The 26,466-nt window shown below is 67.3% G+C and carries 21 protein-coding genes and 2 tRNA genes; 20 read left to right on the forward strand and 3 right to left on the reverse strand.

Annotation, left to right across the window (positions count from 1 at the left end; all coding sequences use genetic code 11):
- The first annotated feature begins 82 nt into the window (after nt 1-82).
- The 6 genes from argH (at nt 83) to AC1AXT_RS03905 (ending at nt 7,392) form a co-directional block, all read left to right on the forward strand.
- Nucleotides 83-1,567, forward strand: coding sequence for an argininosuccinate lyase (gene argH / locus AC1AXT_RS03880; protein ID WP_476539337.1), 1,485 nt, complete (start codon nt 83-85; stop codon nt 1,565-1,567).
- Between the two features lie 114 nt (nt 1,568-1,681).
- Nucleotides 1,682-3,004 carry a tyrosine--tRNA ligase gene (gene tyrS, locus AC1AXT_RS03885; protein ID WP_476539339.1) on the forward strand — a complete coding sequence of 441 codons (1,323 nt, stop codon included), beginning with the start codon at nt 1,682-1,684 and terminating at the stop codon, nt 3,002-3,004.
- Nucleotides 3,005-3,118: 114 nt separating this feature from the next.
- Entirely contained in the window at nt 3,119-4,675 is a 1,557-nt protein-coding gene (locus AC1AXT_RS03890; protein WP_476539340.1) for a helicase, read from the forward strand.
- Nucleotides 4,676-4,760: 85 nt separating this feature from the next.
- The gene (locus tag AC1AXT_RS03895; protein ID WP_476539342.1) at nt 4,761-5,795 is read left to right on the forward strand and encodes an HAD-IIA family hydrolase; all 1,035 of its coding nucleotides are present in this window, start codon (nt 4,761-4,763) and stop codon (nt 5,793-5,795) included.
- Nucleotides 5,792-6,622, forward strand: a complete 831-nt coding sequence (locus AC1AXT_RS03900; RefSeq protein ID WP_476539344.1) for a TlyA family RNA methyltransferase — start codon at nt 5,792-5,794, stop codon at nt 6,620-6,622. The genes AC1AXT_RS03895 and AC1AXT_RS03900 overlap by 4 nt, the downstream gene beginning before the upstream one ends.
- A 119-nt stretch (nt 6,623-6,741) precedes the next feature.
- Nucleotides 6,742-7,392: a potassium channel family protein gene (locus AC1AXT_RS03905; protein WP_476539346.1), complete on the forward strand. Its 651-nt coding sequence runs from the start codon at nt 6,742-6,744 to the stop codon at nt 7,390-7,392.
- Between the two features lie 132 nt (nt 7,393-7,524).
- On the opposite strand, the gene AC1AXT_RS03910 is transcribed toward AC1AXT_RS03905, so the two are convergent.
- Nucleotides 7,525-9,009 carry a TrkH family potassium uptake protein gene (locus tag AC1AXT_RS03910; RefSeq protein ID WP_476539348.1) on the reverse strand — a complete coding sequence of 495 codons (1,485 nt, stop codon included), beginning with the start codon at nt 9,007-9,009 and terminating at the stop codon, nt 7,525-7,527.
- A gap of 172 nt (nt 9,010-9,181) precedes the next feature.
- Here AC1AXT_RS03910 and AC1AXT_RS03915 point away from each other — a divergent pair, with 172 nt between their 5' ends.
- The 3 genes from AC1AXT_RS03915 (at nt 9,182) to AC1AXT_RS03925 (ending at nt 12,928) form a co-directional block, all read left to right on the forward strand.
- Nucleotides 9,182-10,231 (forward strand): NAD kinase, encoded by a 1,050-nt coding sequence (locus AC1AXT_RS03915; RefSeq protein WP_476539350.1) that lies wholly within the window; start codon nt 9,182-9,184, stop codon nt 10,229-10,231.
- Between the two features lie 109 nt (nt 10,232-10,340).
- Nucleotides 10,341-12,065, forward strand: coding sequence for a DNA repair protein RecN (recN, locus tag AC1AXT_RS03920; protein WP_476539352.1), 1,725 nt, complete (start codon nt 10,341-10,343; stop codon nt 12,063-12,065).
- Nucleotides 12,066-12,271: 206 nt separating this feature from the next.
- Nucleotides 12,272-12,928 carry an HAD family hydrolase gene (locus tag AC1AXT_RS03925; protein ID WP_476539354.1) on the forward strand — a complete coding sequence of 219 codons (657 nt, stop codon included), beginning with the start codon at nt 12,272-12,274 and terminating at the stop codon, nt 12,926-12,928.
- Between the two features lie 253 nt (nt 12,929-13,181).
- On the opposite strand, the gene AC1AXT_RS03930 is transcribed toward AC1AXT_RS03925, so the two are convergent.
- Nucleotides 13,182-15,494 carry a carbohydrate binding domain-containing protein gene (locus AC1AXT_RS03930; protein WP_476539355.1) on the reverse strand — a complete coding sequence of 771 codons (2,313 nt, stop codon included), beginning with the start codon at nt 15,492-15,494 and terminating at the stop codon, nt 13,182-13,184.
- Between the two features lie 613 nt (nt 15,495-16,107).
- Nucleotides 16,108-17,592 carry a threonine synthase gene (thrC, locus tag AC1AXT_RS03935; protein WP_476539357.1) on the reverse strand — a complete coding sequence of 495 codons (1,485 nt, stop codon included), beginning with the start codon at nt 17,590-17,592 and terminating at the stop codon, nt 16,108-16,110.
- A gap of 270 nt (nt 17,593-17,862) precedes the next feature.
- Here thrC and AC1AXT_RS03940 point away from each other — a divergent pair, with 270 nt between their 5' ends.
- The 11 genes from AC1AXT_RS03940 to AC1AXT_RS03990 all read left to right on the forward strand — a co-directional run bounded on the left by AC1AXT_RS03940 (nt 17,863) and on the right by AC1AXT_RS03990 (nt 26,425).
- Nucleotides 17,863-19,176, forward strand: a complete 1,314-nt coding sequence (locus tag AC1AXT_RS03940) for a glutamate-5-semialdehyde dehydrogenase (protein WP_476539359.1) — start codon at nt 17,863-17,865, stop codon at nt 19,174-19,176.
- Nucleotides 19,173-19,772, forward strand: a complete 600-nt coding sequence (locus AC1AXT_RS03945) for a phosphoribosylglycinamide synthetase (RefSeq protein WP_476539360.1) — start codon at nt 19,173-19,175, stop codon at nt 19,770-19,772. Before AC1AXT_RS03940 ends, AC1AXT_RS03945 begins: the two co-directional genes overlap by 4 nt.
- A 28-nt stretch (nt 19,773-19,800) precedes the next feature.
- Nucleotides 19,801-20,472, forward strand: a complete 672-nt coding sequence (gene nadD, locus AC1AXT_RS03950) for a nicotinate-nucleotide adenylyltransferase (protein ID WP_476540471.1) — start codon at nt 19,801-19,803, stop codon at nt 20,470-20,472.
- A 115-nt stretch (nt 20,473-20,587) separates the two neighbouring features.
- The gene (locus AC1AXT_RS03955) at nt 20,588-21,607 is read left to right on the forward strand and encodes a ribose-phosphate diphosphokinase (protein WP_476539362.1); all 1,020 of its coding nucleotides are present in this window, start codon (nt 20,588-20,590) and stop codon (nt 21,605-21,607) included.
- A 123-nt stretch (nt 21,608-21,730) separates the two neighbouring features.
- Nucleotides 21,731-21,801: transfer RNA gene (locus AC1AXT_RS03960), tRNA-Gln, on the forward strand.
- Between the two features lie 213 nt (nt 21,802-22,014).
- Nucleotides 22,015-22,650 carry a deoxynucleoside kinase gene (locus tag AC1AXT_RS03965; RefSeq protein ID WP_476539363.1) on the forward strand — a complete coding sequence of 212 codons (636 nt, stop codon included), beginning with the start codon at nt 22,015-22,017 and terminating at the stop codon, nt 22,648-22,650.
- A 150-nt stretch (nt 22,651-22,800) separates the two neighbouring features.
- Nucleotides 22,801-24,183 (forward strand): bifunctional UDP-N-acetylglucosamine diphosphorylase/glucosamine-1-phosphate N-acetyltransferase GlmU, encoded by a 1,383-nt coding sequence (gene glmU / locus AC1AXT_RS03970; protein WP_476539365.1) that lies wholly within the window; start codon nt 22,801-22,803, stop codon nt 24,181-24,183.
- A 5-nt stretch (nt 24,184-24,188) separates the two neighbouring features.
- A complete protein-coding gene (rsfS, locus tag AC1AXT_RS03975) occupies nt 24,189-24,569 on the forward strand; it encodes a ribosome silencing factor (protein ID WP_476539367.1) in 381 nt (126 codons plus the stop codon).
- Nucleotides 24,570-24,604: 35 nt separating this feature from the next.
- Entirely contained in the window at nt 24,605-25,273 is a 669-nt protein-coding gene (locus AC1AXT_RS03980; RefSeq protein ID WP_476539369.1) for a histidine phosphatase family protein, read from the forward strand.
- Nucleotides 25,270-26,244 (forward strand): hypothetical protein, encoded by a 975-nt coding sequence (locus tag AC1AXT_RS03985; RefSeq protein WP_476539371.1) that lies wholly within the window; start codon nt 25,270-25,272, stop codon nt 26,242-26,244. The genes AC1AXT_RS03980 and AC1AXT_RS03985 overlap by 4 nt, the downstream gene beginning before the upstream one ends.
- Nucleotides 26,245-26,352: 108 nt before the next feature.
- Nucleotides 26,353-26,425 (forward strand) — tRNA-Ala (locus AC1AXT_RS03990).
- The last annotated feature ends 41 nt before the right edge of the window (nt 26,426-26,466 follow it).

The raw sequence follows: 26,466 nt of genomic DNA on the forward strand, positions 1-26,466 counted from the left end.
ACCATCCCGGTTGGCACAGCGCAATGCTAGGCTTTTCCCTTGGAAAACAACGACGGATGACGACCTTTCAGGAGGAACGGGGATGGCCGAAGAAGCTGCAAACACCGAGCACATGGCGCTGTGGGGAGGGCGGTTCTCGTCCGGCCCGTCGCCGGAGCTGGCCGCGCTGAGCAAATCGACGCAGTTCGACTGGCGCCTGGCCGACGACGACATCGCGGGCTCGCGCGCCCACGCCCGCGCGCTGGGCCGCGCCGGCCACCTGAGCGCCGAAGAGCTGCAGCGCATGGAGGACGCGCTCGACGAGCTGCAGCGCCAGGTCGATTCCGGCGCCTTCGCGCCGATTGAGGACGACGAGGACGAGGCGACCGCGCTGGAGCGCGGCCTGATCGCCATCGCGGGCGACGAGCTCGGCGGCAAGCTGCGCGCCGGCCGCTCGCGCAACGACCAGATCGCCTGCCTGATCCGCATGTGGCTGCGCCGCCAGAGCCGCGTCGTGGCCGGCCAGCTGCTCGACCTCGCCGACGCCCTGATTGCGCAGGCCAAGGCCGCCGGCAAGACGGTGATGCCGGGCCGCACCCACATGCAGCACGCGCAGCCGGTGCTGCTGGCCCACCAGCTCATGGCGCACGTCTGGCCCTTGCTGCGCGACGTCGAACGCCTCGTCGACTGGGACAAGCGCGTCAACGCGTCCCCGTACGGCTCCGGCGCCCTCGCCGGCAACACGCTGGGCCTCGACCCGGTCGCCGTCGCCCGCGAACTGGGCTTCGCCGAAGTGACCGCCAACTCGATCGACGGCACCGCCGCGCGCGACCTCGTCGCCGAATTCTCGTTCGTCGCCGCCATGGCCGGCGTCGACATCTCGCGGCTTGCCGAGGAGATCATCATCTGGAATACGCAGGAATTCGCGTTCGTCACGCTCGACGACGCCTATTCGACCGGCTCGTCGATCATGCCGCAGAAGAAGAACCCGGACATCGCCGAGCTCGCCCGCGGCAAGGCCGGCCGCCTCATCGGCGACCTGACCGGCCTGCTCGCCACGCTCAAGGGCCTGCCGACCGCCTACGCGCGCGACCTGCAGGAGGACAAGGAAGCGGTGTTCGACCAGGTCGACACGCTCGAGGTGCTGCTGCCGGCCTTCACCGGCATGGTGCGCACGATGAAGTTCGACGGCGCGCGCCTCGAGGAGCAGGCGCCCACCGGCTTCGCGCTGGCCACCGACATCGCCGAATGGCTCGTCAAGAACGGCGTGCCCTTCCGCCACGCGCACGAACTGTCCGGCGCGTGCGTCAAGGAAGCGGAATCGCGCGGCGTGGAGCTGTGGGACCTCGACGACGCCGACTTCGAGCGCATCTTCGCCGGCTTCCTCGACCCCAGCGTCGCCCCCGGCGTGCGCGCGGTGCTTTCGACGGAAGGCTCCGTGTCGGCGCGCAACGGCAAGGGCGGCACGTCGCCGCTGCGCGTGCGCGAGCAGATCGCGGCCGCGCAGACGCGGGTGGAGGAGCTGCGTTCGTTCGCCAAGTCGTCGAGCGACGGCAGCGCGTACAAGAGCCCCGCGTCGCTGAAATAACGGCCCGGGCGGCGGTGTCGGCGGTGGCTGGTTGACTGGCGGTTGCGGGAACCGGGCGTTCCCGCAACCGTTTTGCGAACGAAATCACCTGGAAAATCTTATAAGAGGTAACCCATGGCTCACGTCATCGACTTCAAGGAAGCCGGATTCGACTCCGTGCTTGATGAACTGGAATGGCGCGGGCTGCTTTCCCAATCCACCGACCGGGAGCAGCTTGCGCAGGCGCTGGACGGAGAGCCGATTACCTATTATTGCGGCTTCGATCCGACGGCGCCGTCGCTGCACATCGGCAATCTCGTCGCGCTGATCAACATGCGGCATCTGCAGGCTGCCGGCCACCATCCGATTGCGCTCGTCGGCGGCGCCACCGGCCTGATCGGCGACCCGCGCCAGTCCGGCGAACGCACGCTCAACGACAAGGAGACCGTCGCCGGCTGGGCCGAGCGGCTCAAGGGCCAGATCGGCGGCATTCTGGAAACCGAAGGCGACAACCCGGTGCGGTTCGTATCGAACTACGACTGGACCGCCTCGATGAACGTCATCGACTTCCTGCGCGACGTCGGCAAGAACTTCCGCGTCGGCACGATGCTGGCGAAGGACATCGTCGCCCGCCGCGTCAACTCCGAAGAGGGCCTGTCGTTCACCGAGTTCTCCTACCAGGTGCTGCAGGGCAACGACTACCTGCACCTGTACGACGAATACGGCGTGACGCTGGAAATCGGCGGCTCCGACCAGTGGGGCAACCTCACCAGCGGCCTCGACCTGATCCGCAAGGTGCGTGGCGAGAACGTCAACGTCTTCACGAGCCCGATCATCACCGACGCGACCGGCAAGAAGTTCGGCAAGTCCGAAGGCAACGCCGTGTGGCTCGATGGCGAGATGCTCAGCCCGTACCGCTTCTACCAGTTCTGGTTCAACCGCCCCGACGCCGAAATGGAGAACCTGCTCAAGGTGTTCACGTTCCTGCCGAAGGCCGAGATCGAGCGGCTCGTAGAGGAGAGCCGCACGAACCCGGGCGCCAGGGAGGCGCAGAAGGCGCTGGCATGGGAAGTGACGAGCCTCGTGCACGGCGAGGAGGCGACCCGGCAGGCCATCGAGGCGTCGCAGGCGCTGTTCGGCCGCGGCGACCTTGGCTCCATCGACGAGGCGACGCTCGAAGCCGCGCTCGACGGGCTCAAGATCGAGGGCGACGACGGCTCGCGCTCGTTCGCTCCGGCCGCGGCGGGGGAGCGGATCGCCGAGGCCGGCGTCAAGGCCGGCCTGTTCAAGTCGCTGTCCGAGGCGCGCAAGACGATCAAGTCCGGCGGCGTGTACCTGAACAACGAACGCGTCGAGGACGTCGACGGCACGCTCGGCGAGCAGGACTTCCTGCACGGCCGGTTCGCGCTCGTACGCCGCGGCAAGAAGGCGCTCGGCGTCGTGGAACTGGGCGAATAGGCCCGAATCTTTCGAAAGGCGGCACGGTTTTTGCTTCAGCGCGCAAAACCGTGCCGCCGCATTGCTTGCCGGTAAACTGGCAAGAAAAACACCAGATTGCGAGGAACAACGAACATGGCAGAGGAACGCGGATCTCACGGCAACCGGCAGGGCGGCCGCAAATCGTTTGGCTCGGGGCCCGGCAAGGGAGGCCACGGCGGCAACCGGGGCGGCAAGGGCTTCAAGCCGCGCGGCGGCAAGGGCTTCGGCGGCAAGGACGGCAAGCCGTACGGCGGCAAGCGCGACGGCGAGCGTTCCGGCCGCGGCGGCCAGGGGCATGGCGGACAGGGCCACGGCGGCTTCAAGCGCGGCAACGGCCAGCGCCGTGAATCCTCGCGCCGCGGCGACGAGGAGGAGAGCGGGCGCCCGTACGGCAACCGCCACTATTCGTCGGACCGCGACGGCCGCTCCTACGAAGGCAAGCGCGGCGAAGGGCGCCGCTTCGGCCGCGACGACCGCCGCGACGAACGCCATGGTGGCCCGCGCGGGCACAACAACCACGGTTCCCGCGATGAACGCGGCGGCCAGCGCCGCGAGTTCACGCCGGAAGAGAAGGCGCAGTACCGCGAGCAGAAGCGCCATGAATACATGTCCAGGTCGCATCGCAACTCCGACGGCACGGTGAGCTTCCCCTCGCAGAACCCGTACACCGACCGCCGTCCGGGCGAGCCGAAGATGCCCGCGGGCCTCGAATGGAGCATGCTGACCAAGGACGAGCGCGAACGCCTGCGCGGCCTGTCGAAGGAGCACGCCGAGAACATCGGCCTGCACATCCTCGCCGCGTTCAGCCTCGAGGAAAGCGACCCGGCGTGGGCCATGCAGCATGCGCAGTGGGCCGCCAAGCAGGCCTCGCGCGTCGACTTCGCGCGCGAAACGCTGGCGCTCGTGGCCTACCGCCAGGGCGACTACCGCCTGGCGCTGCGCGAGTTCAAGACGGCGTTCCGCATGAACGGCTACCTCGACTACCTGCCGTTCATGGCCGACTGCGAACGCGGCCTGGGCGAGCCGAAGAAGGCGATCGAGCTGGCGCAGTCCGACGACGCGAAGAAGCTGCAGGGCGACGCCAAGGCCGAGATGTTCCTCGTCTATGCCGGCGCGCTGGCCGACCTGGGCATGTGGAACCAGGCCATTGAGATCGTCGGCACGGTGGCGCATTCCAAGGGGCTGCCCGGCGAATACCGCATGCGCGCGCTGCAGGCCCAGCAGTACTTCCTCGAGGAGGCCGGCCGCAGCGACGAGGCGGTGGCGCTCGACGAGGTCATCGACCGCTTCGAGGAACGGTATGCCGACGTCGACGTGGACGAGAACGACGACACGTTCGTCGTCGACTACGACGTGCAGGACCTGCCCGAAGACCTGCAGGCCAAGCTCGGCGTCACGCCCGACGACGCGCAGTACGCGCCGCTGGACGACGAATCCGGCGTCAACATGGACGACGAGACGCGCGTTCCCGAAGAGGAGCAGCGCGCCGGCGCCGAGCTCGACCAGGAGCCGGCGCAGATGATGGAGGAGAACGAGCGCATGGACGAGGAGGGGACGATGGGCAACCCCGACCTCTCCGAGGCCGACGACATCCGCCAGGAGCCGGAAGTGGGCGACGTGGAGGAGCAGATCAAGAGCGAGCTCGAGTAACGGGTTTGCATGCGGCAGGCGCCCCGCCATCGACGGGGCGCCTTGCCATGTCCGCAGGGAACCGGAAAGGACAGGAGGAACACCCATGCTGAAGGGAACCGACGCGCCGCTGGCGCAGCGCTACTCGCTGGCGCTGCTCGACCTGGACGGCGTCGTCTACAAGGGCAAGCTGCCGATCGGCCACGCGTCCGAAAGCATCCGCGACGCCGAATCGCGCGGCATGGCGATCGAGTACACGACGAACAATTCGTCGCGCATGCAGGCCGTCGTGGCCGACCAGCTGCGCGGGTTCGGCCTGGACGTCGAGCCGCGCCAGGTCATCACGTCCTCCGTCGTGGCGGCGCGCATGGTCGCCAAGGCCGTCGGCAAGGGCGCGAAGGTGGCGGTGCTGGGCGCCGACCACCTGCGCGAGGAAATCGCGAAGGCCGGGCTGGAAATCGTCGAATACCCCGAGGACGGACCCGTCGCGGCCGTGCAGGGATGGTATCCGGCGATGACCTGGCAGCAGATGGCCACCATCGCGTTCTGCGTAGAAGCCGGCGCCCGGTACTACGTGACGAACCGCGACCTGACGATCCCGCGCGAATTCGGCATCGCCCCCGGCTGTGGCTCGATGATCCAGGCCGTCGTCAACGCCACCGGCGTCGAGCCGGTCGCCTCGGCCGGCAAGCCTGAGCCGGCGATGTACGACGAAGCGCGCGAGCTGGCCGCCGGCGACGGCGAAACGCTCGTGCCGAAAGAGGCATGCCTGGCCATCGGCGACCGTCTCGATACCGATATCGAAGCCGGCAACCGCGGCGGCTACGATTCGCTGTGCGTCCTCACGGGCGTCACCGACCCGGCGATGCTGCTTAAAGCGCCGGAGCATCTGCGGCCCACGTACATCGCCGCCGACCTGCGGGGCCTGAACGAAGCGGCGCCGGCCGTCGAGCAGCTGGATGGCCAGTCGTTCCGCTGCGGCACGCAGACGGCTTCCTATGTCGATGGCGCCGTGACGGTGTCCGATCCGGCGAGCGTGGACGCGCTGCGCGCCGCATGCCAGCTGTGCTGGACGCTGGCCGATGGCGGCGTTTCCTTCGCCGCGCCGGCGTTCGACGCCGAACGGATGCTGGCGTCGTGACCGGCCCTGAATCTGGTTCCTTGGGCCCGCTGCCGGCGCCGGAACAGGTGCGCCTCGACGTGGCGCTCGTGGCGCTCGGGCTCGTCGAATCCCGTTCCAAGGCCGCGGCGCTTGTCAAGGCCGGGGCGGTGCGCGTCGGCGGCACGAATGGACGCGTGGAGAGGAAGCCGTCCGCGAAGGTGCCGGTCGCCGTGGACGAAGCCGGCAATCTTGTCGCCGTTGAAGAGATTGCCGTCGACAAGGGCGACGACTACGTCTCGCGCGGCGCGCTGAAGCTGGAAGGCGCGTTCGCGGCGTTCGGGTCCGCGCTGCGCCCGGCGCAGGGGCTGCATTGCCTCGATATCGGCGCGTCGACCGGCGGCTTCTGCGACGTGCTGCTGCGCCGCGGGGCTGCCGCCGTCATCGCGCTGGACGTCGGCCATGGCCAGCTCGATCCGCGCATCGCCGGCGACGGGCGGATCGTGGAGATGAGCGGTACGAATATCCGCGACGTCACCGCCGAGGACCTGCCGTTCCGGCCGGAACTCATCGTGTCGGACGTGTCGTTCATTTCGCTGACGTACGTGCTGCCGGTCGCCGCGGCCGTCGCCGCGCCGGGCGCCCAGCTCGTGCTGCTCGTCAAGCCGCAGTTCGAAGTCGGCCGCGAACACCTGGGCAAGAACGGCATCGTCACCGACGAATCGCTGCGGCAGGAAGCCGTGCGCAAGGTCACCTCCTGCGCGCAGGAGAACGGCCTGACGGTCCTCGCCGTCGCCCCGAGCCCGATCGAGGGCACCCACGGCAACGCCGAATACCTCCTGCTCGCCGAAAAGCCCGCAAATTCGTGACTGGGGGCGAAGGCGGCTTCCTGCCGTCACAAGGTACCGGTGCTGGGAGCAGGGACGCTAGGTTGGCCAAGATGGCGTTTATGATTGGATAGCGGATTCACGAAAGGGTTGGACGAACAATGGCCGACAATAAAAGCGTGCTGGTAGTGGGGCTGGGGCGGTTTGGCAGCGCCGTGGCGACGACGCTCGACAACATGGGGCAGGACGTCCTGGCCGTCGACAAGGACCCGGTGCTCGTCAACCGCTTCTCCTCGCAGATCCCGACCGTGCAGGCGGACATGACCGACGTGCTGGCCGTCGAGCAGCTCAACGCCTCCGACTTCGACGTGGCCGTCGTCGCCATCGGCGATTCGGTGGAGGCGTCGGTCATCACCGCCGGCAACCTGCTGGACGCCGGCATTTCCGACATCTGGGCCAAATCGGTGTCCAAGGAGCATGCGCGCATCCTGCAGCGCATCGGCGCGCGGCACATCGTCAACGCCGAAACGGACGCCGGCAACCGCGTCGGCCACCTCGTGTCCGGCAACTACCTGGACTACATCGAGCTCGAGGGCGCGTACAACGTCGTCAAGATCCATACGCCCGCGCACCTGATCGGCTACACGATTGGCGACGCGAAGGTGCTGGAACGCTACGGCATCACCGTGGCCGGCATCAAGTCGCCGGGCCACGAATTCGAATACGGCTCGAAGGACCTGGTCATGCACCGCAACGACGAGCTCATCATCATCGGCAAGCAGGACCAGATCGACCACTTCATCAAGGGATAGCGTCCTGCGTACCGTGCCTCCGGGAGCATGCCGGCCATGCCTTGCTGGTTCCGCCGGTAGCTGCTTGGGGCCGGCCGGCTGCCTGAAAGCGGCAGCTTCATCGGGAATGCCGCCCAAGCCGGTTTGGGGACCTTAGCCCACCACGATTTCGTCGGTGGGGTAGCGCACCACCTCCATGGCGCGCGGGCGCGAAATGGCGTAGGCCAGCGTCATCGGCCCCAGGCGCCCCACCACCATAGTGGCGGCCATGATGTAGAGCACCGAGGGGTGCGTGTCGATGGAGACGCCGATGGAATAGCCGCCCAGGCCGAACGCCGAGCACGAGTCGAACAGCGCGTTCGTGAACGACGAGCCGGTAATGAGCATGATCGCCAGCGACGCGAAGAACACGAGCCCCAGGCATGCGGTCGTGATGCTGACGGCCGTCATCACCGTCTTGGTATGGATGCGGCGCTTGAAGGCCGTGATGTCGGTGTGCCCGGAGAACGAGGCCTTGCATACCAGCAGGATGACGGCGAACGTCGTGACGCGGATGCCGCCGGCCGTCGACGTGGAGCCGCCGCCGATGAACATGACGGCGCTCATGAACACCTTCGTCGCATCGCCTACCTGCGGCACCCACGACAGGTCGAACCCGGAGGAGCGCGGCATGACGGCGGCCACGACCGCTCGCCGCAGATGCGCCTCCACGTCGTCGCCGGCGAACAGCGCCGTATTGTTCCATTCGACGATGAGGAACCATGCCAGCGACGCGAAGACGATGGCGAACGTCGTCACCAGCGTCACCTTCGTATGCAGCGTCCAGCGCCGCGGGCTCTGGTGCTTGCGGGCAGTGCGCAGGATGTTGAGGATGACGGGGAAGCCCAGCGTGCCGCAGAATGCCGACAGCACGATCGGCATCGCCACGGCCCAGTTGTCCACGTACAGGCCGGCGCCGTCCGGCGTGAAGCCGGCGTTGTTGTACGCCATGACGGCGAAGAACAGCGACTCCCACAGCGCCTTGCCGACGTTGCCGCCGTTGACGTGCAGCAGCCCCGGGAACAGCGCGACGAACGTGATCGTTTCGATGGCGAACGCCGTGGCCGTCACGACGGTCAGCACGCCCTTGATTTCCGAAAGCTTGCTTGTGCCCAGCTCCGAGGCCGTCAGCAGCCGCTGCGTGGCCTTCAGGTGGTGGTTGACGGCCAGCGCGATCAGCGAGGCGAACGTCATGACGCCGAGGCCTCCGAGCTGCACGGCGAAGATCAGCACGCCCTGGCCGAACATCGTCCAGTGCTCGGTGGTGTTGACCATGGCGATGCCGCAGGTCGACAATGCCGAGACGGCCGTGAAGAACGCCGTCGAGAAGGACGTCTGCTGGCCGTCCTGCGTCGCCACCGGCAGCAGCAGCAGCCCGGTGACCAGCGAAATGAGCAGCACGAAATAGATGGTGGTCAGGCGTCCGGGGTGCGTGTTGAGCCGGTAGTTCCAGGAATTCTTGCGGGCGCGCCGCTCGTCGGTCGCTTCCCGTTCGAACGAATCGCCTGAAAACCACCACGAGAAGCCGTCGCTGGCGTCCTGGTTCGCCTGCGCCTCGTCGAAGGGGGAAACGGCGTTGCCCTTGCGTTCGTGTGCCATGCAGCTCCCGACCAATCTACCTATGCAATACGGCTCCATTGTAGGAGCAGCGTGGCCTTTTGTCGCCATGCAGCCGCCCCGGATGCGAAAACGGCGCGGCGGCGCGGGTGCGCTTGCGCTACGGTAGGAAGGCAGGAAGCCGCGGACGTGGCGCGGCAAGGAAGGCGGCGATATGGCAAGGAAAGTGGTGGTCGTTACCCACGAGCGGTTGCGCCGCGGCGGCAACGTCGTGCAGGAGGCGGTGGCCAAGCTCAAGGCGGAAGGGTTCGACGTGTCGATCATCGACAACGTCGACGCGCCCGATTTCGGCCAGACGGCGCAGCCGGTCGACCCGGACACCGAAATCGTCGTCGTGCTGGGCGGCGACGGCACGATCCTGCGCGCCGCCGAGCTCGTGCACTGCACCGAAGTGCCGATCCTGGGCATCAACATGGGCCATGTCGGCTTCCTCGCCGAATTCGAAAGCTTCCAGCTCAAGGAGGCGATCCGCCGCGTGGCGACGCGCGACTATTCGGTGGAAAGCCGCCTGACCGAACACGTCGACGTGTGGCTGCCCGGCGCCAGCGAGCCGATCAGCGACTGGGCGCTCAACGACGTGACGATCGAGCGCGCCGACCGCGGCAAGATGGTGGAGCTGTCCGTCGACGTCGACGGCGTGGAGATGAGCTCGTTCGGCTGCGACGGCGTCGTCGTCTCGACGCCGACCGGCTCGACGGCGTACGCGTTCTCCGCCGGAGGGCCGATCGTGTGGCCGGACGTGCAGGCGATCCTGATGGTGCCGCTCGCCGCGCATGCGCTCTTCGCGCGTCCGCTGGTCATCGGCTCGCATTCGACGTTCACGTTCCGCATTTCGCGCGATTCGACGTCGGATGGGTGGATCTGCTGCGACGGCCGCCGCCAGCGGGCGCTGCCGAAGGGTTCGCGGATCGAGATTCGCCAGTCGTCGAGCTCGCTCAAGCTTGCGTCGCTGTCGGGTGCGCCGTTCACGAGCCGCCTGGTCACCAAGTTCGACCTGCCCGTCGTCGGCTGGAGGGAACAGCGCCATTACGATCCGAACCGCGGGCCGGAAGGAAACGCCGGGGCAAACCAAGATTCGAACAAGATTTCGAATTCGTTCGACGAAGCGGTAAGCGCCGAAGAAGTCAATGATTACGCCGGTTTGGACGGTGACGGCGGCCCTACCGACCCGGATGCGGCGATGCATGGCACGATCCGCAATTAGAACATCTGTTCGATTTTTCTGCTAGACTTGGGGGCAATGGCCGGCAACCGCCTCGCTTAGGGCGCCGGCCGCATCCGTTGCGAACGTCCGTTACGAAATGGAGCGTCCCATGCTGGAAGAGCTTGAACTCGAGGACCTTGGTCCCATCCGCCATGCCGTCATCCGGCCTGCGGCGGGCATGACGGCCATCACCGGCGAGACCGGCGCGGGCAAGTCGATGCTGCTCAGCGCGCTGAAAATGGTGTCGGGGGGAGCGGCCGACCCTTCGCGGGTGCGGCCCGGCGCGTCCAAGGCATGGGCGCAGGCCGTCTTCGAGGTTGCTCCCGGGAGCGCCGCGCTGCGCGTGGCGCAGGATGCCGGCATCGGCGCCGACGACGGCGAGCTGTTCCTGTCGCGTTCGATGCCGTCGTCGGGCCGTTCCCGCGCCGTCATGGGCGGCAAGTCGGTGCCGCGTTCGCTGCTGGCGTCGGTCGCCGGGGAACTGGTGACGATCCACGGGCAGGCCGAACAGCTGCGCATCGCCTCCGGCGCCAGGCAGCGCGAATTCCTCGACCGCTATGCCGGCGATGATGCCGTGCGCGGCGCCTACGCGGAATGCTGGCAGCGCTACGTCGAGGCCGACGGGAAGCTCGAGCGCCTGCAGCGCCAGCAGGCGCAGATGCGCGCGCAGGCCGACTACCTGCGCGAATCCATCGCGGCGATCGACCGCATCGGGCCGCATGAGGGCGAACTCGAGGAGCTCAAGGAGCAGCGCGACCGCATGGAGCATGCCGCCGACATCACCAGCGGCGCGATGAACGCGCTCATGGCGCTCGACCCGTCCTCGTACGGGTGCGATGCCGCCGGCGCATGCGATGCGCTTGACGCGGCCATCGAGGCGCTTGCCGGCGCCCGGTGCGGCGACGCGTTCGCCAAGGTGCTCGACACGCTCCATGCCGCGCGCGAAACGGTATCGGACGCCATGTACGCGCTGGGCTCCTTCACGCAGGACGGCCGTGAAGAGGCGTCGCTGGACGCCATCAACGGCCGCATCCACGAGCTGAGCGGCCTGGTCAAGCGCTGGGGTCCTACGCTGGGCGACGTCATCCGCTGGCGCGACCAGGCGGCCTTCGACGTCGAGGACCTCGACGCGTCGCCCGAGCGGATCGTCGAGCTGGAAGAGGCCAGGGACAACGCCTATGCCGACGCCCTCAAGGCGGCCCGGCGCCTGTCGTCGGCGCGCGCGAAGGCCGCGAAGGAGCTGTCGCGGCATGTCGGCAAGGAGCTTAAGGAGCTGGCGATGGCCTCCAGCGCGCTGGACGTGCGCGTGACGGCGCGCTGCGGCGCGCAGGCGCTCGACGTCAACGGCATCGACGACATCGAGTTCCTGTTTACGCCGTTCCCCGACTCCCCGGCGTTGCCGATGGGCAAGAGCGCGTCCGGCGGCGAGCTGAGCCGCCTGATGCTGGCGATGGAACTGGCCGTGGCCGAGCGGGCCTGCACGGCCGAGGCGCCGGGCGAACGCATGACGTTCATCTTCGACGAAATCGACGCCGGCGTCGGCGGCAAGGCGGCCGCAGAGCTTGGCAAGCGCCTGGCGCGGCTGGCCAAAACGGCGCAGGTCATCGTCGTCACCCACCTGCCGCAGGTCGCATCGTGGGCCGACGCCCAGTTCGTCGTCGCCAAGGGCACGCAGGCCGGCGGGGAAACGTCGACGACGGTGAACCGGGTCGATGGCGCCGACCGCGTCGGGGAAATCGCCCGCATGCTGTCCGGCACCGCCTCGCAGGCGTCCCTGCGCCACGCCAGCGAGCTGCTGACCCAGTCCACCCTCGACCCCGTCCCCGTGGCATAGTTCCCGGCGCGCCCGGGCCACGGAAACCGCGCCGCACGCCGCGGCTTCCGTCACGGTTTTTTCGGGCATATCCCGGAGGCGGGGCGCCAGGCGGCGTCGTCCTTTCCCGGGCCGCGTGCTACCGTGCAATGGGCAAATGCATGGGGCATGCATGGCTGAATGGCTGCGGCGCGGGTGCGCCGCATGGCGCTGAAGGAGCACAAGGCATGGGCGAGGGAATGCTTGACGGCATCGAAGGGGCGATCTTCGACCTGGACGGCACGTTGCTGGATTCAATGGACGTATGGGCCGACGTGGACCGCAAGTTCCTAGGGGAGCGGGGCTTCGCGGTACCTGACGACTACATGCCGACGATTGCGTCGATGCAGTTCCGTGAAATCGCCGACTACACGATCGAGCGCTTCGGGCTCGACGACACCCCCGAAGCGCTGATGGACGAATGGACGCGGCTGGCGGCCTACGCCTACGGCCATGAGGTCGAAGCCAAGCCCGGCGCCAGGCGCTTCCTCGAGGCGCTCAAGGCGCGCGGCATCCGGCTCGCCGTCGCGACGACGCTGCTGCCGGGGCTGCGCGAACCGGCGCTGGAGCACCTGGGCCTTTTGCCGCTGTTCGACGCCATCGTCGACGTCGACATGGCCGGCGCCGGCAAATCCAGGCCGGACATCTACCTGCTGGCCGCCTCGAAGCTCGGCGTCGAGCCTGAATCATGCCTCGTGTTCGAGGACATCCTGCCGGCCATCCGCAGCGCCAGGCAGGCCGGCATGCATCCGTGGGGCGTCCTCGACGCCTCCTCGCGGTCCGACTGGGGCGCCATCGAACGCGAAGCCGACGGCACGCTGAACGACTTCACCGGGCTGCTCTAACATTCTGCGACGCAGCTGGCGCGCTGGCCGTGCGCGGCCTCCCGGCGTTGCGCAGGGCCGGACGTCTGCTGGCGCGTCTGGCCTGGTGGGGAAAACGGGGCAGGCGCGCGAATAGGCGAAGGGCCCCTCCTTGAACGGGAGGGACCGCCAGTGGGGCGTCATCAGCCCGGCAACCGCAGAAGGGCCCCTCCTTGAACGGGAGGGGCCCTTCGCTGTCCGTTATGCGCCTATGTCAGCGCTGGCCGGACAAGGCTCAGCTGGCGGTGCACGGGGCGGTCGCGCTCAGCGTGCCGTCCTGGCTGGTCCATACCAGCACGCTGCCCGAGCCGGAATAGTTCTGGCCCGACGTGTTGTTCTTGTTGTCCCAGCTGCCGGAGCCGTTGTTGAACACGAACGTGACCGTTTCCCCGTTGGTGTCGGGAATCGTGTACTTGACGTAGCCGTCGCACGCCGCGGTCATCTTCACGCCGTTGCCGCTCGTCCAGTCGCCGTCGCCGACCTTGTAGTACAGGTACGTCGAATCGGCGCCGAACTTGCTCGACGGGTAGTAGATCGTCGTGCTGGCCGCATCATCGTCGGTATCGTCGTTGTCCTCGTCCGTGTCGCTGGCGGCGCACGGGGCGGTGGAGCTCAAGGTGCCGTCCTGGCTGGTCCACACGAGCGTCGTGCCGGAACCCGAATAGTTCTGGCCGCTCGTGTTGTTCTTGTTGTCCCACGTGCCGGAGCCGTTGTTGAACACGAAGTCGACGGTCTTGCCGTTGGTGTTGGCGATCGTGTACTTGACGTAGCCGTCGCAGGCGGCCTCCATCTTCACGCCGTTGCCGCTGGTCCACGAGCCGCCGTTGACGCGGTAGTACAGGTACGTCGAGTCGGCGCCGAACTTGCTCGACGGGTAGTAGATCGTCGTGTCGCTGGTCGTGGTGACCGGGTCGACCGGTTCGGTCACGGTGCCGGACGGGTTGTAGTACACGCTGACGGCGTCCGCGGTGGCGGTGCCGGACGTGATCTTGCCGCCGGAGACGGTGATCGTGCCGCCGTTGACCTGGTCGGTGTAGGTGCCGTCGTCAAGCGTCGTGGCCGAACCGGACAGGTCGATCGCGCTGTCGGACATGTTGGCGATGGCCACGCCATCGTCGGCGGAGCTGGAGTCCGTCTTGTAGCGCTCGACCATCAGGCACGAATCGTTGCCCTGGCAGTTGCGCAGGTATTCGGCGTTGCCGTCCATCTGGTTGTGGAAGTGGTTGACGGCCACGACGGACGGGTCCTTCCACATGTCGTCGCCGGCGTCGCCGAGCTGGGAGACTTCGGCGAACTGCGCGTTCGAGCCGCCGGAGCCCTTCGGGCGGTTGAAGTAGAGCGGGGTGCCGCCGTCGCGCGCGGCCACGAGCACCCAGCCCATCTTGAGCTGCCAGTCGTTGAGGCCCGTGGAGACCTTGTCGCCGTTGGCGTAGTTGTCATGCGATTCGACCCAGGTGACGAGCTTGTCGGAGGAGACGCCCTGCGAGCTGAAGCTCGAGATGTTGCCGGCCGCCAGGTTCTTGCTGGAGATGGCCGAGCGCACCGTGTAGCCGTACGACGAGGCCGTCACGCCGCCGCCGTTGGACGAGGCGGAGTTGAACAGGTTCGCGTAGTCGGAGTACGGCAGGTTCGAGTCGCCCTGCAGCACTTCGCCGTACTGGTACTGCGCCCCGTTGTTGAGGATCGTGTTCCAGTAGGTCGAATAGGTGCTGAACTCGTTGGGCAGCTCGACGTGCTTGGCCGCGTCGAAGCGGAAGCCGTCGACGCCGTCCGCGACGGCCTCCTTGAGGAACGACTGCATCTTGTCGGCCGCCGTCTGGTTCTGCGTGTTGATGTCCCACAGGCCCAGCAGATGGCACTGCGTCACCTGCCAGCGGTTCGAATAGTCGATGTTGTCGCCGTTCGTGCCCGAGCAGTTGGAGCGGCTATGGAACAGGCTGGTGTCCTTCCAGTCCGAGGCGATGGCGTTCCAGTCGGAGGTGAAGTGGTTGGCGACGACGTCGACGATGATGCGCACGCCGTACTTGTGGGCCTCGGCCGTCATGGCCTTGAGGTCGTCCTCGCTGCCGACGACGAAGTTGCCGATCGTCGTGTCGGTCGGCTGGTAGACGTAGTACCAGTTGTCGGTGAACTTCTTGCCGTTGGACGCCACCGTCTTGACGGCGCTCATCGGCTCCGTCTGGATCGACGTGTAGCCGGCTGCGGCGATGTCGGCCATGTTGTCCTTGATCGTGTCGAACGACCACATCCAGGCATGCAGGATCGTGCCGTCCTTCATGTCCTTGGCCAGCCCGTACTTCTCGCGGGGCGCCTCGAACGTGGAGTTGCCCAGCGTGTTCTGTTCGCTGGTCGTCAGCGTATCGGCGCTGGCCGGCGACGTCGAGGCGCCGGCCCCGATCGCGCAGGCGCCGAGCGTGGCGATGGACAGCACGAACGCCGCCATCCTCCTGCCCAGGCGCGCGCCCTTGCGATGGCCGGAGCGCCCGGCCTGCTGCGTTGTAGTGTTCCAAGCCCCATAGCCGGGCTCGTCGAAGGAATCCGAATACACTACGCTTCCTTTCTCTTCCTTTGCTTCCGCCGGCGGCGTTGTCGGGGCGCCCGAAGGCGTGGTGCATCCTCCATTGGCTGCAAAGGTTTGTGTTCTTTCTTTCCGGCCGCTTCGCCGTTCGCCCCGGAAAAAGGACAGGTGGGAAAACAGCGGGCGGCATTGCTCGCGACGGCAGGCGTCACTCCTCCTTAGGTCGCCGTCATGGCGTGGAAGATTGCCGCCCCGATCTGTTGCGCCGGCAAGCTTCCTCGGTGTTGCAATGACCTCTCTGCAATCGTTGGCAACAGTGCAATCGTACTTTTTCCAGATGGCGCCGGGAGCGATTTGACAAACCGGCTGCGAACGTTTCCAACGTCCGGTGCCGCGCGGCCGGGGCCGTCGGAAAGCTCAGTGAAGAGGCTGGCTTAAGCGCTCAAGAAAAATCTTGTTTTTCCGCAGTGGGATTGCCGGGAAAAGCCGGAAAAATCGCCGTATTTTCGTTCGGAATTATTCTGTGGGGAAAATGTCGGGGGAGTGGGTTGAAAAAGCGCTTCGCCGTACGGGAAAAACGAAGCCCCGTTCGCGCAATGGAACGCGAACGGGGCTGGAAAAGAGGGGGTATCCTCGCGGGAAATCAGATTTCGCTGGCCGTCTTGGCGATGAAGCCTTCCATGCCGTCGATGTCGACGGTCTCGTCGAAGCGGACTGGCGCGGTTTCCAGCGTGCGCAGCATCGGCGGGATGTCGGTGCCGGTGTTCTTCGACAGCACGTCCATGCACTCGAAATCGGAGCCGGAGGCGTCGAAGCCGAGGGCCTCGTTGACGACGCGCGGGAACTTGTAGGGGCTGGCGGTGGCCAGCAGCACGCGCGGCACCGACTCGTCGCGCGGCATTTCGTGCAGCAGGAAGTAGCCGCAGGCCGTGTGCGGGTCGATGACGTAATGGTTCTTCTCCCAGCAGTCGGCGATCATCGCGCGCACCTGGTCCTCGTCGGCCCAGCCGGTGTTGAACACGGTGCGGATGCGCGCCAGCAGCTCGTCGGGGACCTCGTAGGCGCCCCACTTGTTCAGGTCGGTCATCAGCATCTGGATCAGGCGCGGGTCGCGGTCGGCCATGTAGTAGAGCATGCGCTCGAGGTTGGAGGACACGAGGATGTCCATCGACGGCGACGTCGTTTCGTAGAACGGGCGGCGCTTGTTGTAGGTACCGGTGGTCAGGAAGTCGAACAGCACGTTGTTCTTGTCGGAGGCGACGACCAGGTCGCGCACCGGCAGGCCGAGCATCTTGGCGTAGTAGCCGGCGAGCACGTTGCCGAAATTGCCGGTGGGGACGACGAACTCCACCGGCTCTCCCACCTTGATGCGGCCGGCCTCGACGAGCTGGCTGTAGGCGGAGAAGTAGTAGACGACCTGCGGCACGAGGCGCCCCACGTTGATCGAGTTGGCCGAGGAGAGCACGACGTGGTCCTCGCGCTCGAGCTTCTCGTTGAACGCGGCGTCGCCGAAGATCTCCTTGACCTGGCTCTGCGCGTCGTCGAAGTTGCCGCGCACCGCGCATACGCCGACGTTGTCGCCCTGCTGCGTGGTCATCTGCAGCTGCTGGACGCGGCTGACGCGCCCCTCCGGGTAGAACACGGTGATGCCGGTGCCTTCGGCGCCGGCGAAGCCGGCCAGGGCCGCCTTGCCGGTGTCGCCCGAGGTCGCCGTCACGATCATGATCTTCTCGTCGGAGCCCGAGTCCTTGACGGCGCAGCTCATGAAACGCGGCAGGATCTGCAGCGCGACGTCCTTGAACGCGCAGGTGGGGCCGTTGAACAGCTCCATGACGTAGTCGTCGCCCAGCGGCTTGACCGGCGTGATGCGGCTGTCCGACCACTGGTCGCCGTACGCCTTGGCGATGCAGTCCTTGAGCTCGGCCTCGGAGAAGTCCGGCAGCAGCACGGAGAGCACGGCGTAGGCGATCTCCTGGTACGTCTTGCCGGTCAGGGACGCCACGTCGATCTTCGTGCGGCCCAGATCGTCGGCGACGAACAGGCCGCCGTCAGCGGCGATGCCCTTGCGGATCGCCTGCTTGGAAGTCAGGGAATCTGCGCTGCTGCGCGTGCTGTGGAACGTTGTCACGGTGTATGCCTCCGCAAAACTGGCTGGATGGTTTTCTCGCTTCCACAGTCTATAGGACGGTGCGGCGATTGGCGCGCTGCCTTCCGCGTGCCGAAACGGCCGCCGTCCCCGGAAGGCCGCAGGCGGCCCGATCCTTCCCGTGGGTGGGCGGCTCCGGGGTTCCGGAAGGAGGGCGGGGAGCGGGTTACGTTGCGCGCGCAGGGAAGCGCTGCCTTCCGCGTGCCGAAACGCGACGACGCGCCGGTGGCGCGCTCGCGCTACCCTCGAGATATGACGAATAGCGAAACCACGCAGGCGCCCCAGGGCGGCGAAACGTTCGAAGCGGTGTGCGCCCTGGCCGACGACGCGGCGCGCGCGCAGCGCCGCCTTGCCAAAATGACCGCCGATGAGAAGAACGGGCTGCTGCTGGCCATCGCCGACGCGCTCGACGCGCGCGCCGACGAAATCGCCGGGGCGAACGAGCTCGACATGCAGCAGGCGTTCGCCGAGGGCATGGACGCCGGCAAGCTCGACCGGCTCAAGTTCGACGTGCCGCGCGTGGCCGCGGCCGCCGCGGGCGTGCGCCACGTGGCGTCGCTGACCGACCCGGTGGGCGAGGTCGTGCGCGGCTATACGCTGGCGAACGGCATCCGCCTGCAGCAGGTGCGCGTGCCGATCGGCGTCATCGGCATGATCTACGAGGCGCGGCCCAACGTCACCGTCGACGTCGTGTCGCTGTGCATCAAGTCGGGCAACGCGGCCATCCTGCGCGGCGGCCATGCCGCCGAGCGCACGAACGCCGCCACGTTGCACATCGTGCACGACGTGCTCGAGGACATGGCGTTCGACCCGGCCCTGGTCGCCACGGTCGACCAGTACGGCCGCGAAGGCGCGAACGCGATGATGCAGGCCCGCGGCCACATCGACGTGCTGGTGCCGCGCGGCGGCGCCGGGCTGATCCAGTCGGTCGTGCGCAACTCCCGGGTGCCGGTCATCGAAACGGGCGCCGGCAACGTGCATATCTACGTCGACCGGTCCGCCGACCTGTCCAAGGCGGTGCCGATCATCCTCAACGCCAAGACGCAGCGCATCGGCGTGTGCAACGCCGCCGAGAAGCTCGTCATCCACCGCGACGTGGCCGAATCGTTCCTGCCCGTCATCGCGCAGGCGCTGGCCAACGCCGAGGTCGAGATCCATGCGGACGCCGCGTCGTACGACATCATCGACGAGGCGCACATCCGCTCCATCCAGATCACGCGCGCCACCGACGAGGACTGGGACACCGAATACCTCGCCCTGAAGATCGGCGTGCGCGTCGTCGACTCGATCGACGAGGCGATCGAGCACATCAACCGCCACTCCACCGGCCACACCGAATCGATCATCGCCGAGGACTACGGCGCCGTGGAGCGGTTCACGAAGGACATCGACTCGGCGGTCGTGATGGTCAACGCCTCCACGCGCTTCACCGACGGCGGCGTCTTCGGCTTCGGCGCCGAGCTGGGCATCTCCACGCAGAAGATGCATGCGCGCGGCCCGATGGGCCTCGAGGAGATGACGACGACGAAGTGGATCGGCTACGGCACGGGCCAGGTGCGGCCATGAGCGCCATCGAAGCCGGGGAAACCGGCGAGAGCTGCGAGCTCAACCCGTGGCACATGGACCTGGACGACCCCAAGCTGCAGCTGCAGATCGCGGCGGAGCGGCTCAGCATCGTGCGCTACGTGTACCTGGTGCAGATCGAGGACGGCATCGCCACGGCGCCGCAGCGCGCGTCGCTGGAATATGCCGACGCCGTGCTCATCGGCTGGCCTGACGCCGATTCGCCGCAGGTCGTCGACATCACCGACGAGCAGCGGCGCATCGTGGCGCACCAGATGCAGGAGATGGAGGACTACATCGGCAGGTTCCGCGCGATGGAGGCGAAGGGCGACGTCGACGGCATGACCGATACGCTCATCCGCATCACCGAACGCGTCGCCGAAGTGCGCCGGCAGTTCCAGCCGGGCTTCCTGCTGCCCACCTTCGCGGAGATCCGCCGCGTCGTGCAGGCCGAGTGGGACGAGGACATGGGCAAGATCGACCCCGATGCCTCCGGCCCCTCGAGCGCGCGCATGCAGCAGGAGACGCTGGCCCAGGCCGAAGGAGACGCCGCCGACGGGCCGCGGCCCGGGGAAGGGGACGGCAGTGCAGCCTCGTGAACGCCAGGAGGGCGAGCCGGCGCGGCGCATGGCCGACCTGTCGGCCCGCGGCGACGGGGCGCACGCCTTCACCGCGCACGGGCGCCGTTCGGCCCGCGGCAACTGGCATACCCGGCCGCGCATCGGCATCATGGGCGGCACGTTCGACCCGATCCATAACGGGCATCTCGTGGCCGCCTCGGAAGTCTCGTGGGTCTACGACCTCGACGAGGTCATCTTCGTGCCGACCGGCCGGCCCGTCTTCAAGCTCGACAAGGACGTGACGAACGAGGAGGACCGCTACCTGATGACGGTCATCGCCACGGCCTCCAACCCGAAGTTCACCGTCTCGCGCGTCGACATCGACCGTCCGGGCGTCACCTACACCGTCGATACGCTGCGCGACCTGAAGGCGCTGTATCCGGACGCCGAGCTCTTCTTCATCACCGGCGCCGACGCCATCGCCGAGATCATGCAGTGGAAGGACGTCGAGGGCATGTTCGAGCTGGCGCATTTCGTCGCCGTCACGCGCCCTGGCTATTCGGCATCTCCCGGGGCGCTGCCCGAAGGCAAGGTCGACGTGCTCGAGATCCCGGCGCTGGCCATTTCCTCGACCGACGTGCGCAACCGCGCCCGCAACGGCGAGCCGGTATGGTACCTCGTGCCGGATGGCGTCGTGCAGTACATCGGCAAGCATGGCCTGTACGGCCATGCCGGCTAGCGGCGCGCCGGGCACGCCGGGCGCTTCGCGGGAGAGGAGAGCCGCGGCGCGCATGGTCGGCTCGCGCCATTAGGATGGTTGTCTGGTAAACGTACTTGGAACGTTTGGAGATACGGTGAGCGCAATCCTCGAAGGAAAGCCGGACAAAAACCTCATTCTCGTCACTGGCCGGGCACACCCCAAGCTCGCGACTGACGTCGCCGAACAGCTCGGGATCGACGTGCTGGAAACCACCGCGTACGACTTCGCCAACGGCGAGATGTACGTGCGGTATACCGAATCGGTACGTGGCGCCGACGTATTCGTCCTGCAGAGCCATAGCAACCCCGTCAATCAGGCCATCATGGAACAGCTGATCATGATCGACGCATTGAAGCGCGCGTCGGCCCGTTCCATCACCGCCGTCTGCCCGCTGCTGGGCTATTCGCGGCAGGACAAGAAGCACCGCGGCCGCGAGCCCATTTCGTGCCGCCTGGTGTTCGACCTGCTCAAGACGGCCGGCGCCGACCGCATCATGAGCGTCGACCTGCACGCCTCCCAGTCCCAGGGCTTCTTCGACGGCCCGGTCGACCACCTCATCGCGATGCCGGTGCTCGTCGACTACATCCGCGACCGCTTCGAGGGCAAGCTCGACAACGTCACCGTCGTCTCCCCGGATGCAGGCCGCATCCGCGTGGCCGAGCAGTGGGCCGCGCGCCTCGGGGGAGGCCCGCTCGCCTTCGTGCACAAGACCCGCGACATCACGCGCCCCAACCAGGCCGTCGCCAACCGCGTCGTCGGCGACGTCGCCGGCAAGGACTGCGTGCTCGTCGACGACCTCATCGATACCGCCGGCACGATCGTCGGCGCATGCCAGGTGCTGCGCGAGGCCGGCGCCAAGTCCGTCACCGTCGTGGCCACCCATGGCGTGCTCTCGGGGCCGGCCGTCGACCGGCTCAAGTCGTGCGGCGCGCGCGAGGTGGTGCTGACCGATACGGTGCCGATTCCCGACGAGAAGCGCTGGGACGGCCTGACGGTGCTGTCCATCGCCCCGCTGCTGGCCAGCGCGATGAAGGCGGTGTTCGAGGACGGCTCGGTCGCCGAGCTGTTCGACACCTATCCCGAGCACCACGGGCAGGGCTTCCTGTTCGCCTGACGCGGCGGACGGCCGGGGCGCCAGCCGCGCGATGTGCCGGTTGTGCAACGATCCGCACGGCGCGCGCACCGAAACGTCCGCGCGTATGGCATAATAAACACTTGGCGGGTTCCGGCCCGCCGTTCCCCCATGGTGTAATGGCAGCACACGGGTCTTTGGAACCCTTTGTCTTGGTTCGAGTCCAGGTGGGGGAGCAGCATGCGAGGCTGCAGGGCATGTCCCTGCAGCCTCTCTCGTTTCTCCCGGGCGACGGGGAGAATGTGAGCAGGATTACACAACCGGCCGCGAATCGCCGGCGGCGCAATGCGGCAGCCGCGCTACAGTGACTAGATGTAGGTTTTCCCAAACCAAGCAACACTACATATTGTGCGCACGCGCGCGATTACGATACAAGGAGCGTTCAACTGTTGATAGTACTCGCGGGAACCATTGGCGCCGGCAAATCCTCCCTGGCCGGCCTCGTCGGAGAGCATTACGGGACCGACGTGTTCTACGAATCGGTCGACGACAACCCCGTGCTTGACCTGTATTACAAGGATCCGAAGAAGTACGCGTTCCTCCTGCAGATCCATTTCCTCAACAAGCGGTTCGAGTCGATCAAGAAAGCCTACCGGCAGGACAACAACGTCCTCGACCGCTCCATCTTCGAGGACGCGCTGTTCCTCGACCTCAACGTGCGCAACGGCAACGTCACGCCCACCGAGCAGCGCATCTACCACGAGCTGCTCGACAACATGATGGAGGAGCTCGAGGGCATGCCCAAGAAGGCTCCTGACCTGCTCGTCTACATCGACGTGTCCTTCGACACGATGCTCAAGCGCATCAAGGCGCGCGGCCGCTCCTTCGAGCAGATCGAGAACGACCCGTCGCTCTACGGCTACTACAAGCAGGTGCACGCCGAATACCCGGCCTGGTACGAAAGCTACTCGAAGAGCCCCAAGCTGCGCATCGACGGCGACCGCTTCGACTTCGTCAACGACCCGCAGGCGGCCAGCGCGGTGCTGGAGCGCATCGACGCCGAACTGGGCGCCGTGCGTTCCTGAGGCGGCGCGCGGCGGGCCATGGGCGGCCCTGTTCGGCTTCGTGGTGTACCCTCGGCTGGAGGACGGCATGGCCTGCGCGCAGGCCATGCCCGATTGCATAGGCATCGCACAAGGCCGGGCCACGGGTTCCGGCAGGGAAGGCATTTCACTATGACATTGACCGCGGCAATCGTGCTTGCAGCAGGCGAAGGCACGCGCATGAAGTCCACGAAGCCGAAGGTGCTCCACGAATTCGCGGGGCGCACGTTCCTCGAACGCGTCATGGGCGCCGTCGGCGCGCTGGATCCGGAAACGCTCGCGGTGGTCGTGCGCTACCAGGGCGAGCGCGTCGCGCAGGCCGCCCATGCCTACGATCCGCAGGCCGTCATCGTCGAGCAGGACGAGATTCCGGGCACCGGCCGCGCCGTGCAGTGCGCGATGGCCCAGCTGGACGCCGACGGCTCGCTGGAAGGCCCGGTGCTCATCGCCGCCTCCGACATGCCGCTGCTCGACGCGGCCACGCTCGGGGCGTTCCTCGACTACCACGAGCGCAGCGGCGACGTCGCCACCGTGCTGACGACGGTGCTCGACGATCCGACCGGCTACGGGCGCATCATCCGCGACAGCCACGGCGACGTCCTCAAGATCGTCGAGCAGAAGGACGCCAACTCCAGCGAGCTGGCCGTCGACGAGGTGAACACGTCCGTCTACGCCTTCGACGCGAAGGTCCTCGAAGCGGCCATCGCCGGCCTCGACGCCGACAACGCGCAGCGCGAGTTCTACCTGACCGACGCCCTCAAGGCGGCCCGCGCCAGCGGCAAGGTCGGCGCCTTCACCGCGCCGGATCCGTTGAGCGTCGAAGGCGTCAACGACCGCGTCCAGCTGGCCGCGCTCGCCAAGGCGCACAACCTGCGCGTGTGCGAAGGCTGGATGCGCGCCGGCGTGACGATCCTCGACCCGGCGACGACGTGGATCGAGGACGGCGTGGCGCTCGACCCGGACGTGACGGTGCTGCCCGGCTCCTACCTCAAGGGCTCGAGCACGGTGGCGCGCGACGCCGTCATCGGCCCCGACACGACGCTGATCGACGCCGTGGTCGGCGAAGGGGCCACCGTCGAGCGTTCCCGCGTCCAGTCCAGCGCCATCGGCGCGCATGCCACGATCGGCCCGTGGACCTACCTGCGCCCCGGCAACGAGCTGGGCGAGGGGTCGAAGGCCGGCGCCTTCGTGGAGATGAAGAAGGCGCACATCGGCAACGGCACGAAGGTGCCGCACCTGAGCTACGTCGGCGACGCCGACCTCGGGGAGCATACCAATATCGGCGGCGGCACGATCACCGCCAACTACGACGGCGTGCACAAACACCACACGTCGATCGGTTCCGGCGTGCATGTGGGCGCTGGTAACCTGTTCGTTGCGCCGGTGAGCGTTGGCGACAACGTCACGACCGGCGCAGGCTCCGTCGTCCGCCATGACGTGCCGGACGACGCGATGGTCTATTCGGAAAACACCCAGCACGTCGTCGAACACTGGAAACCAGCCTGGGAGCGTTGATAACCATGACAGCATTCCAAACATCCATCGATGCCGCGCGCGTGGCGGCCAAGGCCGCCGACGCCATGAAGGCCGACGACATCGTGGCCTACGACGTGAGCAACACGCTCGGCATCGCCGGCGTCATGCTGCTGGCGTCCGCATCCAACGAGCGGCAGGTCCTCGCCATCGCCGAGGAAATCGAGAAGCAGCTCTACCTCGAGGCCGGCCACATCAAGCCGCAGGGCCGCGAAGGCGTCGACCAGGGCCAGTGGATCCTGCTCGACTACGGCGACCTGATCGTCCACGTCATGCACGACGAGGCGCGCCAGTTCTACAACCTCGAACGCCTGTGGCGCGACTGCCCGGCCATCGACCTGGAGCTGCCGCAAGCCATCGCCGCCTGACGTCCCTGTACCGTACGACTGCACGGAGGTTCAACATGGCACGTTCGATAACGCTCGTCCGCCACGGCCGGACCGCCTACAACGCGGCCAGCCGCATCCAGGGCTGGGTCGACATCCCGCTGGACGCCACCGGCCGCTGGCAGGCCGTCCAGACCGGCGACGCGCTGGCGCAGCTGTACGGCCCGTTCGCCGACGGCCCGCAGCCGCTCGTCGTATCGTCCGACCTGGGGCGCGCTCACGAAACGGCGCAGGCGTTCGCCGCGCCGCTGGGGCTTGCCGTTTCCTGCGACGAGCGGTTCCGCGAACGCCATTTCGGCGAATGGGAAGGCCTGTCAATGCAGGAGCTGCGCGAACGCTACCCGGAGGACTACGCGCTGTGGGAGCGCCATGCCGGCGGCGAGCTCAACCATGGGGCGGAAACGCGCCAGGCGTGCGGCCGGCGCGGCGTCGACGGGCTGCTTGACTGGGCCTCCCGCACCGACGGCGACCTGTTCGTGTTCTCCCACGGCGCGCTGATCTGCAATCTCGTGCAGGTATTGCTGCATGTCGACGACCCGGCGATGGAAGCGCTGCCGTCGATGCGCAACGCCCACTGGGCGCGGCTGCAGCCGGCCGCCAGCGGCGAGGACGGACGCTTCACGCTCATCGACTACAACCACGGGCCGGCGCTTGCCGACACCCCGCAATGGGGGATGGAGCGGTGAAGCACATCAAGAACTTCTTCAAGGGGCTGTCGTTCTCGCAGCTGTTCGCCGGCGCCATGGCCGCGGTGACGTCGTTCCTGCTGTCGGCGAAGATCGGCATCGCCGGTTCCGTCATCGGCGCCGCCGTCGGATCGATCGTATCGGCGTCCGCCTCGACGATCTACAAGAACGTGCTGGAGGAATCCGGCAAGAAGATCCAGGCCGCCGCGCCGTTCCCGATTCCCGGAGCCGGCCAGGGCGACGGTTCCGCTGATGCCGGCAGCGGCTCCGATGCTGCGGACGGCGCTATAGATTCGGATGGAGAGAACGAGGCTGCGGCGCCGGAGGATGCGGACGGCGCCTCTGCGGCTGCGCACGCTTCCGGGACGCAGGGCTCACGGCCGCAGTCGAAGCGCAGCAAGCGCGTCGCCATCATCGTCGCCGTCGCCAGCGCGCTGGTGGCCGTCGGCATCACGGCCGCGATCATCCTGGCGGTGACCGACGGCGAAGGCACCGATACCGTTGTGCGCGACATCGTCAGGCCAAGCCAGACCCCGACACTCGTCCCCGAGGATTCCGGCACCGGCTCCTCCGGAAACGGCGGCGAACAGACCGAGCCGTCCTCCAGCTCGACGTCGTCCAGCCCCAGCGCGTCCTCCTCGCCGTCCCCGTCCTCGTCCTCGACGTCCACGCAGCCTTCCTCCTCGCCGTCCGCCGACGCCAGCGCATCTTCGTCGCCATCGCCGTCGGCGTCGTCCTCCGGCTCCTCCACGCCGTCGCCGTCCGCCGATGCCGGCGCCGGCACGGGCGGCACGACGGACGACGGGGGAGCCTCCGCGGACGGCTCCGGCACGGGCGGCGCTGACTCATCCGACAGCGGCACGGCATCGTCCGCCGACGGCTCGTCGAACGCGAAGAGCGGGTCGTCCTCGACGTCCGACACGACGGGTGGCAGTGCGAAAAGCCTTGCGAACGCTGGCGACACGCCGTGATGGCGGCTCGGCTTGCGCGAATTACATGGTTGTTATAAGCTAACTCAGGTCTGCACGGAACGCCTCCTTGAGGCTGACGGGCTGACTGAGTTAGCGATAATTCAATACGGGGCTATGGCGCAGCTGGTAGCGCATCTCCATGGCATGGAGAGGGTCAGGAGTTCGAATCTCCTTAGCTCCACGGTGCGGAAGGTTTCTTCTCACGGAAGCTTTCTTGCACCC

Source organism: Bifidobacterium sp. LH_450, assembly GCF_056356715.1.